This window comes from Pseudomonas sp. IPO3778 (assembly GCF_013386825.1).
In the GTDB taxonomy this organism is placed as follows: Bacteria; Pseudomonadota; Gammaproteobacteria; order Pseudomonadales; family Pseudomonadaceae; genus Aquipseudomonas.
In genome coordinates this window covers 1-10,858 of sequence record NZ_JACARC010000104.1, presented here as the reverse complement: position 1 = coordinate 10,858, position 10,858 = coordinate 1, and the positions used below count along the sequence as shown (strand labels likewise).

The following is a 10,858-nucleotide window of genomic DNA, read 5'->3' as shown; positions in this document are numbered from 1 at the left end:
GCGAGGCACCGAGTGGTGGGGCAAAGACCTTTTGGTTACTTTTGGGGCGTTTGCCAAAAGTGACCCGCTGTAAGAGCGGAACCCTAAGCGGCCGTTACCGCAGCAACGGATATGTACTCAACCCAACAGAACCCTCTGCGCAAAATATGTAGATACTCAAGGCCACCACACCCAAGCCAGCCCCCACAAGGATCGCATCAAGCAACCGTTTTACGCGGCGTGAGGGTCACCCAATACCGCGTGCGCGACCGCACCTCCAGCGGCATCGTCGACGCCAACAACGCAAGGATGCGATCAGTATCGGCCAACTGAAAACTCCCGGTCACCCGCAGCGTTTCAAGGCTCGGGTCCCAGCGCAGCACACCCGCCCGATACCGCTCCAACTCCCGCAAAAAGTCGCCCAACAACTGATTCTGCGCCGTCAGCACGCCCTCGCGCCAACCCAGTTGCTGCGCATCAAACGCCACCGCCGCCGCCATCCCGGACGCGAGCAACCGTACCTGCTGCCCACCGTGCACCGCCACCATTTGCCCACGTAGATCCAGCACCTGCACCGCCCCCTTCAACACCGACACCAGGCACCCGGAAGACAGCTGCCGCACACACACCTCAGCCTGGCTGACAATCACCTGGCCATAACGGGTCTGCACCGTCAGCGCACCAGCCCCCGGCACCGTCAACGCCATCTCCCCTTCCACCAGCGTCACACGGCGCCGGGCCACGTCCACATCCACCGCACTGGCGGTATTGAGTTGCAGGCTGCTGCCATCCGCCAGCGGTACCCGCTTGCGTTCGCCGGTGGCGGTGTGCAGGTCGGCGCGCCACACGTCGATGGGCAATTGCCGGCTCAGCAGCCAGGCGGTCGGCACCAGCGCCGCCACGCCCAAGGCACGCTTGAGCACCGCACGCCGTCCCGGTTGCGGGCGATCGAGGCTGGCCATGGCCAAGGCCGGCGGCAAATCGGTAAACCGCTGACGCAGCACCTGGGCTTTTTGCCAGATCTGTTCGTGCTGGGGATGGCTGTCGCGCCACTGTTGCAGGCTGGCGTGATCTCGCTCGGTGGCGCTGCCGGATTCCAGCAACGCCAACCATTGCGCCGCCGCCCGGGCAAGATCCGGTGCGGTGCGGCTCACAGGTCCACCAGCAGGCAATGCTCGTAGGCCTGGGCCATGTAGCGTTTGACCGTGCGCTCGCAGACCTTGAGCCGCTCGGCAATCTCCCGATAGCCCAGGCCTTCCAGCTGGCTCCAGAGAAACGCACGACGCACCAGCGGTGGCAAACCGTCGAGCAGCTCATCCAGGGCTTGCAGGGTTTCCAGCAGCAGCCAGCGCTGTTCCGGGGACGGTACGCAAGCCTCAGGCAAGTGCATCAACGCGTTGAGATACGCCTGTTCCAGGCTGCGCCGCTGGTGAAAATTCACCAGCAGCCGCTTGCCCACCGTCACCAGGTAGGCCCGGGGTTCCTGCAATTGCGCGATCGGCTGGGCGCTGGCCAGCACCCGCAGGAACGTGTCCTGGCTCAGGTCGGCCGCATCCCAGGCGTTGCCCAAGCGGCGCCGCAGCCAGCTTTCCAGCCAGCTGCGATGGTCGCGGTACAAGGTGTGAAGACTCGGTTCAGCCAGGTGCGTCGGCAATACAGCATCATTCATGGCAAGTAACCTGCGCGGCGCGAGTTAATCTCAAATGAGATTCATTCTATTTAATATCCCACCGGCACACCACGTTCTTTTGCACACCGTGTTTAAAGCATCGCGGCCTTTTGCCTGAGCATGTCCACAAACAGCCCCAGCTCCCGACTCACCGGGTCGCCTTTGCGCAGCATGATTCCGAACGGTGCGAGCTGCACCTCCAGCGCCACCGGCAAGGCCACCACCAGGCCCATTTTCAGGTAGTCACGCAGGGCGCTTTCCGAGAGCACCATGATCGCGTCGGTCAGTTGAATCAGTTGCTGCATGGAGTACACCGAGCTGCACTCGATGATGTCGGCCGGCTGGGGCAACGCCAGTTGCTGCAACGCCTCATCAAAGCCGATACGCGCCGGGCTGGCCTGGGGTTGCAGGATCCACGGCCAGTCGCTGACCAGCTCCGCCAGGGGCAGGTGTTGGCGCTGGGCCAGGGGATGGCCGGCGTGCACCACCACCAGCATGCGTTCATTGCCCAGGGGTTCGAAGCTGTAATGCTCGCTGTCGGTGGCCGCGTTGCGCCGGGCGATGGCCAGGTCGATGCGGCCTTGCTCCAGCAACTGGATCACCTGGTCGCTGGTGTCGCCCATGATGCGAATACGCATCTGCGGGTTGAGGGCCTTGATCTGCGCAATGGAGTCCATCACCAGGTCCGGGGCCGCCCCCATGATGGTGCCAATCGACAAATACCCGTAGCCGCCCTGCTGGCGCACCATCAGTTCTTCGGCACAGCGGTCGAGGCCGTTGAGGGCCGACTCGGCAAAGCGGATCAGTTCCTTGCCCAGCGCGGTAGGACGCATGCCCCTGGGCAGCCGCTCGAACAGGTCGCAGGCAAACATGTCCTCGATCTCCCGCAACATGCGCGTTGCCGCCGGCTGCGACATGTTCAGGCTTTGGGACGCGCGGTGCAGGTTCTGGCTGGAACTCAGGGCCACCAGCATATGCAAATGCTTGTAGCGCAGGCGGTTGAACAGGCTGCGGGAGATCGTGGGACTACTCATTTTTTTCCTTGTTATCGATACCCTGAGGTTATCAGTTGTAAGCGAGATTCGATTTGTAGCGTATAGATCGAGCGCCGTACAGTCCTTCCCATAAGAACAAAACACCGGACTGAACAATGAAGACCTTGCCTGCGTCTCTGCTCGCCAAGATTTCCTGGCGGCTGCTGCCCTTCCTGCTGTTGATGTACATCATGGCCTTCCTCGACCGCGCCAACGTCGGGTTCGCCAAACAAGCCTTCCAGGCCGACACGGGCCTCAGTGATGCCGCCTTCGCCTTTGGCGCCGGGGTGTTTTTTGTCGGCTATGCGCTGCTGGAAGTGCCCAGCAACCTGATCATGCACCGCGTCGGTGCCCGCCTGTGGATGTGCCGGATCATGGTCAGCTGGGGCCTGGTTTCAGCAGCCATGGTGTTCGCTCACAACGAAACCAGCTTCTACGTGTTGCGCTTTCTACTGGGGGTGGCCGAAGCCGGTTTCTTTCCCGGGGTCATTCTTTACCTCACCTACTGGTTCCCTTCCGCGGTCCGCGGCAAGGCCATGGGGTTCTTCTACTTTGGCGCGCCCCTGGCGTTCATCTTCGGCAGCCCGTTGTCCGGTTTGTTGCTGGAGCTGGACGGGTTCTCCGGGGTGCACGGCTGGCAATGGCTGTTCGCCGTGGAAGGCCTGATGGCCACGGCGGTGGGCATCTGGGCCTATTGGTACCTGGACAACCGCCCCGCCGATGCCCAATGGCTGACCGTGGGAGAGCGGCGCCAGATCCAGGACCTGCTGGACCGCGAAGACCAGCACAAAACCACCCACGGGCGCAGCCTGCTGAATGTGCTGTGCCAGCCCAGCGTGCTGTACCTGTGCCTGGTGTACCTGCTGATCCAGGCAAGCGTGTATGGCGTGGTGTTCTACTTGCCGACCCAGGTCGGCGGCCTGTTGGGCACCAAGGTCGGTTTGATGGTGGGCCTGGTCTCGGCCATTCCATGGGTCTGCGCGCTGTTCGCCGCGTGGTGGATTCCCGGCTATTCCGACCGCACCGGCGGGCGTCGCAAAACCGCGTCCCTGACCCTGTTGATGGCCGCCGCCGGCATCGCCTGCTCGGTGACCTTCGCCAACCCGCTGCTGGGCATGCTCGCCCTGTGCTTTGCCGCCTCCGGATTTATCGCCGTGCAACCGGTGTTCTGGACCTTCCCTTCCAGCTACCTGGCGGGCAGCGCCGCGGCCGCCGGCATCGCGTTGATCAACTCCTTCGGCGCCCTCGGCGGGTTTATCGCCCCGGTGCTGAAGAACTGGGCGGAAACCGCCTTCCACTCCCCGGCGGCCGGCCTTTACCTGCTGTCTGCCACCACCGTGATCGCCGCCTTGCTGGTGCTCGGTATCCATTCGCCAGGCCAAAAAGCGACGAACACGCCGGCCACTGTTTAATCAAGGAGTCACACCATGGGCAACATCACTATCAAGCACGTACGCGCCTTTGTGCTGCGCGGCGGCGGCGCGGATTACCACGACCAGGCAGACGGCCACTGGATCGACGATCACATCAGCACCCCCATGAGCAAATACCCCGAGTACCGCCAGAGCCGCCGCAGTTTCGGGATCAACGTACTCGGCACGCTCGTGGTGGAAATCGAGGCCAGCGACGGCACCGTCGGCTTCGCCGTGACCACCGGTGGCGAACCCGCCGCGTATATCGTCGAGAAACACCTGGCGCGCTTCCTGGAAGGCGCCCGCGTCACCGATGTCGAGAAACTCTGGGACCAGATGTACCAGTCCACCCTCTACTACGGGCGCAAGGGCCTGGTGATCAACACGATCTCCGGTGTGGACCTGGCGCTGTGGGACCTGCTGGGCAAGATCCGCCAGGAACCGGTGCACCAGTTGCTCGGCGGCGCGGTGCGGGATGAATTGCAGTTCTACGCCACCGGCGCCCGCCCGGACCTCGCCCAGAAGATGGGCTTTATCGGCGGCAAGATGCCCCTGCACCACAGCCCGTCGGAAGGCGAAGAAGGCCTGCGCAAAAACCTCGAGGCGCTGGCGACCATGCGCGAACGGGTCGGCCCGGACTTCTGGCTGATGCTCGATTGCTGGATGAGCCTGGACCTCAACTACGCCACCCGACTGGCCACCGGCGCTCACGAATTTGGCTTGAAATGGATTGAAGAAGCGCTGTCGCCCGACGACTACTGGGGCTACGCAGCGCTGCGCAACAACGTGCCCAAAGGCATGTTGGTCACCACCGGCGAACACGAAGCCACCCGCTGGGGCTTTCGCATGCTGCTGGAGATGGGCTGCTGCGACATTATCCAGCCGGATGTGGGCTGGTGCGGCGGCCTCACTGAGCTGGTGAAAATCTCGGCCCTGGCCGACGCCCACAACACGTTGGTGGTGCCCCACGGCTCGTCGGTCTACAGCTACCACTTTGTCGCCACCCGCCATAACAGCCCGTTTGCCGAGTTCCTGATGATGGCGCCCAAGGCGGATGAGGTGGTGCCGATGTTCCACCCGCAACTGCTCGGCGAACCGGTACCGGTAAATGGCCGGATGCGCTTGTCTGCGCTGGACAAGCCCGGGTTCGGCGTAGACCTCAACCCCGATTGCCCACTGCATCGTCCGTATAACCGCTGAGGACTCCTGCCATGCACATGCCCCACAACGCTTTCAAGGCCGCGCTGCGTAAAGACGCCGCGCAATACGGGATCTGGGCCGGCTTCGCCACGGCGTATGGCGCCGAGATCGTCGCCAGCACCGGTTACGACTGGATGCTGATTGACGGCGAACACGCCCCCAACACCGTGCCCAGCGTGCTCAGCCAGCTGCAGGCGGTGGCGTCCTACGCCACCGCGCCGGTGGTGCGCGCCGTGAGCAGCGACGCCAACCTGATCAAGCAACTGCTGGACGTGGGCGCCCAGACCCTGATGATCCCGATGGTGGAAACCGCCGAGCAGGCCCAGGCCCTGGTGCGCGCCATGCGTTATCCGCCCCACGGCATTCGTGGCGTCGGCGGCGGCCTGACCCGCGCCACCCGCTGGGACGGCGTAGCCGACTACCTCAACACCGCCCATGAACAGCTGTGTCTGATTGTGCAGGTGGAGTCGCGCCTCGGGGTGGAAAACGTCGCGGCGATTGCGGCGGTCGAAGGTGTGGACGCGGTATTTATCGGCCCGGCCGACCTGTCCATCGGCCTCGGTCACGCCGGTAATCCCGGGCATCCCGAGGTGCAGGAACGTATCCGGCACGCGGTCGACGCCACGCTGGCGGCCGGCAAGGCCTGCGGCATCCTCGCCCCCAACGAAGACGACGCCCGCCGCTACCAAGCCTGGGGCTGCCAGTTCATTGCGGTGGCCATCGACATCAGCCTGCTGCGCCAGGGTGCCATGGCGACACTGGCCCGCTATCGCCCGGCCGCCGAGGCCAAGACGCCGTCACGTACCTACTGAGGAGCTGCCCATGTCATCCGTACCGGTCTACCAGAACTTTATCAACGGCCGCTTTACCCCAAGCGATGCGCACCTTGATGTGCTGAACCCGGCCACCGGCGCCCTGCTGTCGAAGGTCCCGGCGTCCACCGCCGGGGACGTCGACCAGGCCCTGGCCGCTGCCCGTCATGCGCAAAAAGACTGGGCCCGCAAACCGGCGATCGACCGCGCCGGGCACTTGCGCCGCATCGCCGCCAAGCTGCGGGAAAACGTCGCCCACCTGGCGCGCACCATCACCCTGGAACAAGGCAAGGTCACGGGCCTGGCGGAAGTCGAAGTCAACTTCACCGCCGACTACCTCGACTACATGGCCGAGTGGGCGCGGCGCATTGAAGGCGAGATCATCACCAGCGACCGCCCCAACGAAAACATCTTCCTGTTCCGCAAACCCCTGGGGGTGGTGGCCGGCATCCTGCCGTGGAATTTCCCGTTCTTCCTGATCGCCCGCAAGATGGCCCCGGCGTTGCTCACCGGCAACACCATCGTGATCAAGCCCAGCGAAGAGACGCCCAACAACTGCTTCGAATTCGCCAAACTGGTGGCCGAAACCGACCTGCCGGCCGGGGTGTTCAACGTGGTCTGCGGCGACGGCCACGTCGGCGGCGCCCTCACCGCCCACAAGGGTGTGGACATGATCAGTTTCACCGGCAGCGTCGCCACCGGCTCGCGAATCATGGCAGCGGCGGCACCGAATATCACCAAGCTCAACCTGGAGCTGGGGGGCAAGGCACCTGCCATCGTCCTCGCCGATGCCGACCTGGACCTCGCGGTAAACGCCATTCGTGACTCGCGGATCATCAACAGCGGCCAGGTGTGCAATTGCGCCGAACGGGTGTACGTGGAGCGCAAGGTGGCCGATCAGTTTATCGAGCGCATCAGCGCCGCGATGGCCGCCACCCGCTACGGCGACCCCATTGCCCAGGCCGATGTGGAGATGGGCCCGCTGATCAACCGCCAGGGCCTGGACAGCGTCAACCGCAAGGTGCGCACCGCGCTGGAACAAGGTGCCGCCCTGATCACCGGCGGGCAGGTCGCCGACCTGGGCAGGGGCTTTCACTTCCAGCCCACGGTATTGGCCGGCTGCCGCGCCGACATGGAAATCATGCGCGAAGAGATCTTCGGGCCGGTGCTGCCGATCCAGATTGTCGATGACCTGGATGAGGCCATCGCCATGGCCAACGACTGCGACTACGGCCTGACCTCCTCGATCTACACCCGCGATTTGGGCAAGGCGATGCAGGCGGTGCGCGAATTGTCGTTCGGCGAAACCTACGTCAACCGCGAGAACTTCGAAGCCATGCAAGGCTTCCACGCCGGCGTACGCAAATCCGGGATCGGCGGTGCCGATGGCAAGCACGGCCTGTATGAGTACACCCATACCCATGCGGTGTACCTGCAGGGCTGAGGTGGTGCAACGGGCCCTGGCGCGGTAGCGTGCGGGCCCTTCCCTATCAATTCTTCCGACAAGGATTGCGCAATGCCTCTTACCCCTTACAGCGGCCCGATCATCGACAGCCATCTGCACCTGTTCGACCCGCGCCGCCCCCAGGGCATTCCCTGGCCAGAACCGGGCAACGCGCTGTATGCCGCGCATCTGCCGGCGGACTATTGGGCCCTGGCCGCCGACCATAACGTGATCGGCGCCATTGCCGTGGAAGCCAGCCCATGGCGCGACGACAACCGCTGGCTGCTGGAAACCTTGCGCAGCGACCCGCGCATGCTCGGTTTTGTCGGCAACCTCGACCCGCTGCATCCGGCGTTTGCCACCGACCTTGACGCCCTGGCCAATGAGCCGCTGTTTCTCGGCCTGCGCTACGGCAACCTGTGGGACCGCGACCTGCTCGACGACCAGGCGCGCCCCGGCTTTATCGAGGGCCTGCGTCGCCTCGCCGAATGCGGGCGCGGCCTGGACAGCGCCAACCCGAACCCACGATTGATCAAGGGCCTGCTGCACCTGAGCGATGCCCTGCCCGAGTTGCGCATCATTGTCGATCACCTGCCCAACGCCAGCGTGCCCGCCGGTGAAGAATCGGCGTACCACGCCGACCTGATGCGCCTGGCCGAACGGCCCAATGTGTTTGCCAAACTGGCGGAGATCCCCCAGGTCGGCCCCCAGGGTTTGATCCTCGACCCGGCCTTCTACAACGACCGCCTGGCCGTGTTGTGGGAAGCCTTTGGCGAAGACCGCTGCTTCTTTGGCAGCGACTGGCCCAACAGCGATCACCTGGCCAGTTTCGCCGCCACCCTGGGCCTGGTGAAAGCTTGCATGGCGGGCCATCCCGAGCACGTACAAGGCAAGTTCTTCCTGCACAACGCGGTGCGCATCTACAGCCCCACGCCACCCCACGGAGGCCAGTGATGCAGACCCGAGCCTTTCGCATGACCCTCAACCCCGGCCAGCACGCCGAGTACCGTCGCCGCCACGACGAGATCTGGCCGGAACTGGCCCAGGCCCTGCGGGATGCCGGCGTGGTGGACTACCGGATCTTCCTCGACGAGGCCAGCAACGCCTTGTTCGCCGTGATGACCCATGAAGACCACCACAGCCTCGATGCACTGCCCGGTACCGCGCTGATGCAACGTTGGTGGCAGCACATGCGAGACATCATGCCCAGCCACCCGGACGCCTCGCCCGTCAGCGTGGATTTGACCCCGATGTTCAGCCTCACCCCAGGCTGAATCAGCGCGGTACCACAACAATAAAAAGGATTCGACTACGTGGAAATCATTCTCTTCGGTGTGATTCTGCACTTCATCGGCGGCTTCGCCTCCGGCAGTTTCTACATCCCCTACAAGAAGGTCCGTGGCTGGGCCTGGGAAAGCTACTGGATCACCGGCGGCCTGGTGTCGTGGTTGATCGTGCCGCTGATTGCCGCGCAACTAACCGTGCCCGGCTGGGCCGACATCCTGCGCCAGGCCGACACCAGCACCCTGCTCTGGACCTACCTGTTCGGCGTGCTCTGGGGCATCGGCGGGCTGACCTTCGGCCTGACCATGCGCTACCTCGGGCTGTCCCTGGGCATGTCCCTGGTACTGGGCCTGACCTCGGCCCTCGGCGCCTTGATGCCGGCGCTGTACCGCGACCTGTTCACCGACGCCACCGAGGGCACCCTGACCTCGATGCTCGCCTCCCAGGGCGGGCATTGGGTGCTGTGGGGCGTGGCGGTATCGCTGGTGGGCATCGCCGTGTGCGGCAAGGCCGGGTTGATCAAGGAACGTGAAGTGCCGGAAGCGGTGAAATTCGCCAGCATCAGCGAGTTCTCGGTGGCCAAGGGCATGCTGGTGGCGGTGATCTCCGGGGTGCTGAGCGCGTGCTTCAGCTACGGCATTTCCGCCGGGCGTCCACTGGCGGCCGCTGCCGTTGAACACGGTGCCAACAGCCTGTTCCAGAACAACGTGACCTTTATGGTGATCATGTGGGGCGGGCTGACCACCAACGGCCTCTGGTGCCTGTGGCTGAACTGGCGCAACCGCACGTTCCACAACTACACCGATCGCAGCACTCCGCTGTTCCGTAATTACCTGTTGGTGGCGTGCGCCGGGACCTTGTGGTTCCTGCAGTTTTTCTTCTACGGCATGGGCGAAAGCCGCCTGCAGAACGACGCCAGTTCGTGGGTGCTGCACATGTCGTTCATCATCATCGTGTCCAACGGTTGGGGGCTGTATTTCCGTGAATGGCAGGGGACCAGCGCTACCAACAAAAGCGTGTTGGTTGCCGGTATCGCAGTAATTCTCGGCGCTATCGCCATGGTCGGTTACGGCAACTATCTCGGCTGAGGCCGTTTGTTTTCCAGGAGTTCATTTATGTTACTTGCAGATAAAACCGTGATTATCACTGGCGCCTCTCGTGGCATTGGCCGTGCTGCCGCCCGCGAATGCGCGCGCCAGGGGGCGCGAGTGGTGATTGGCCACAGTGGCAGTGGCCAGGGGACTGAGGCGGCGTTTTCGTTGATCGAGGAGATCAAGGGGTTTGGGGGGCAGGCGGTGGAAGTGGGTGGTGATGCGGCGGATCCGGATACTGGTGACAAGCTGGTGGCGGGTGCTCTGAAGGCGTTTGGCAGTGTGGATGTGTTCGTCAACAATGCCGGGATTTGCCCGTTTCACTCCTTCCTCGACATGCCGCGTGAGGTGTATCTGAAGACGGTGAATACCAATCTCAATGGCGCCTATTTCGCCGTGCAGGCGGCGGCGAACCAGATGAAGAATCAGGGCAAGGGAGGGGCGATTATCGCGGTCAGCTCCATCAGTGCGTTGGTGGGGGGCGGGATGCAAACGCATTACACGCCGACCAAGGCCGGGCTGCATTCGTTGATGCAGTCGTGTGCGATTGCGTTGGGGCCTTACGGGATTCGCTGTAATTCGGTGTTGCCGGGGACGATCGCTACCGACATCAACAAGGAGGATTTGGCGGATGAGGAGAAGTTGGCGTACATGACGTCGCGTACGCCGCTGGGGCGGTTGGGTGAGCCTGAGGATGTTGCCGGGCCCATCGTGTTTCTTGCCTCGGACATGGCGCGGTATGTGACCGGGGCTTCGCTGTTGGTGGATGGGGGGTTGTTCGTTAATTTGCAGTAGTTTTGGGGGTATATCCGTTATTTAGGTAACGGCCGCTATGGGTTCCGCCCTTACGGCGGGTCACTTTTGAAAAGAGCCCAAAAGTAACCAAAAGGCTCTTGCCCCACCACTCGGCACCTCGCCTAGGCTCGGGGTGCC

At 63.6% G+C, this 10,858-nt stretch carries 11 protein-coding genes; 8 read left to right on the top strand and 3 right to left on the bottom strand.

What is annotated here, in order from left to right:
* Nucleotides 1-197: 197 nt before the first annotated feature.
* The 3 genes from HX855_RS32190 to HX855_RS32180 form a co-directional block, all read right to left on the bottom strand.
* On the bottom strand, nt 198-1,133 hold the full coding sequence (locus tag HX855_RS32190; RefSeq protein WP_177091575.1) for a FecR domain-containing protein: 936 nt from the start codon (nt 1,131-1,133) through the stop codon (nt 198-200).
* Nucleotides 1,130-1,648: a sigma-70 family RNA polymerase sigma factor gene (locus tag HX855_RS32185; RefSeq protein WP_177091573.1), complete on the bottom strand. Its 519-nt coding sequence runs from the start codon at nt 1,646-1,648 to the stop codon at nt 1,130-1,132. Before HX855_RS32185 ends, HX855_RS32190 begins: the two co-directional genes overlap by 4 nt.
* 92 nt (nt 1,649-1,740) lie before the next feature.
* Nucleotides 1,741-2,682 carry a LysR family transcriptional regulator gene (locus HX855_RS32180; protein WP_177091571.1) on the bottom strand — a complete coding sequence of 314 codons (942 nt, stop codon included), beginning with the start codon at nt 2,680-2,682 and terminating at the stop codon, nt 1,741-1,743.
* Between the two features lie 116 nt (nt 2,683-2,798).
* Between HX855_RS32180 and HX855_RS32175 the strand changes: the two genes are divergently transcribed.
* The 8 genes from HX855_RS32175 to HX855_RS32140 all read left to right on the top strand — a co-directional run bounded on the left by HX855_RS32175 (nt 2,799) and on the right by HX855_RS32140 (nt 10,720).
* Nucleotides 2,799-4,094, top strand: coding sequence for an MFS transporter (locus HX855_RS32175; RefSeq protein WP_177091569.1), 1,296 nt, complete (start codon nt 2,799-2,801; stop codon nt 4,092-4,094).
* 15 nt (nt 4,095-4,109) lie between these two features.
* Complete coding sequence (gene rhmD, locus HX855_RS32170; protein ID WP_177091567.1) at nt 4,110-5,294, top strand: L-rhamnonate dehydratase; 1,185 nt, start codon at nt 4,110-4,112, stop codon at nt 5,292-5,294.
* 11 nt (nt 5,295-5,305) lie between these two features.
* On the top strand, nt 5,306-6,106 hold the full coding sequence (locus tag HX855_RS32165; RefSeq protein ID WP_177091565.1) for an aldolase/citrate lyase family protein: 801 nt from the start codon (nt 5,306-5,308) through the stop codon (nt 6,104-6,106).
* A gap of 10 nt (nt 6,107-6,116) precedes the next feature.
* Entirely contained in the window at nt 6,117-7,550 is a 1,434-nt protein-coding gene (gene aldA, locus HX855_RS32160; protein WP_177091563.1) for an aldehyde dehydrogenase, read from the top strand.
* A gap of 72 nt (nt 7,551-7,622) precedes the next feature.
* A complete protein-coding gene (locus tag HX855_RS32155) occupies nt 7,623-8,504 on the top strand; it encodes an amidohydrolase (RefSeq protein WP_177091561.1) in 882 nt (293 codons plus the stop codon).
* On the top strand, nt 8,504-8,824 hold the full coding sequence (gene rhaM / locus HX855_RS32150) for an L-rhamnose mutarotase (RefSeq protein ID WP_177091559.1): 321 nt from the start codon (nt 8,504-8,506) through the stop codon (nt 8,822-8,824). Before HX855_RS32155 ends, rhaM begins: the two co-directional genes overlap by 1 nt.
* Nucleotides 8,825-8,863: 39 nt before the next feature.
* Nucleotides 8,864-9,922 (top strand): L-rhamnose/proton symporter RhaT, encoded by a 1,059-nt coding sequence (rhaT, locus tag HX855_RS32145; protein ID WP_177091557.1) that lies wholly within the window; start codon nt 8,864-8,866, stop codon nt 9,920-9,922.
* 27 nt (nt 9,923-9,949) lie between these two features.
* Complete coding sequence (locus tag HX855_RS32140; RefSeq protein ID WP_177091555.1) at nt 9,950-10,720, top strand: SDR family NAD(P)-dependent oxidoreductase; 771 nt, start codon at nt 9,950-9,952, stop codon at nt 10,718-10,720.
* Nucleotides 10,721-10,858 lie beyond the last annotated feature (138 nt).

Bases quoted from the DNA above. Each gene is read 5' to 3' on its own strand.
- HX855_RS32185 (WP_177091573.1), bottom strand. From the start codon at position 1,648: ATGAATGATGCTGTATTGCCGACGCACCTGGCTGAACCGAGTCTTCAC.
- HX855_RS32180 (WP_177091571.1), bottom strand. From the start codon at position 2,682: ATGAGTAGTCCCACGATCTCCCGCAGCCTGTTCAACCGCCTGCGCTAC.
- HX855_RS32175 (WP_177091569.1), top strand. From the start codon at position 2,799: ATGAAGACCTTGCCTGCGTCTCTGCTCGCCAAGATTTCCTGGCGGCTG.
- rhmD (WP_177091567.1), top strand. From the start codon at position 4,110: ATGGGCAACATCACTATCAAGCACGTACGCGCCTTTGTGCTGCGCGGC.
- HX855_RS32165 (WP_177091565.1), top strand. From the start codon at position 5,306: ATGCACATGCCCCACAACGCTTTCAAGGCCGCGCTGCGTAAAGACGCC.
- aldA (WP_177091563.1), top strand. From the start codon at position 6,117: ATGTCATCCGTACCGGTCTACCAGAACTTTATCAACGGCCGCTTTACC.
- HX855_RS32155 (WP_177091561.1), top strand. From the start codon at position 7,623: ATGCCTCTTACCCCTTACAGCGGCCCGATCATCGACAGCCATCTGCAC.
- rhaM (WP_177091559.1), top strand. From the start codon at position 8,504: ATGCAGACCCGAGCCTTTCGCATGACCCTCAACCCCGGCCAGCACGCC.
- HX855_RS32140 (WP_177091555.1), top strand. From the start codon at position 9,950: ATGTTACTTGCAGATAAAACCGTGATTATCACTGGCGCCTCTCGTGGC.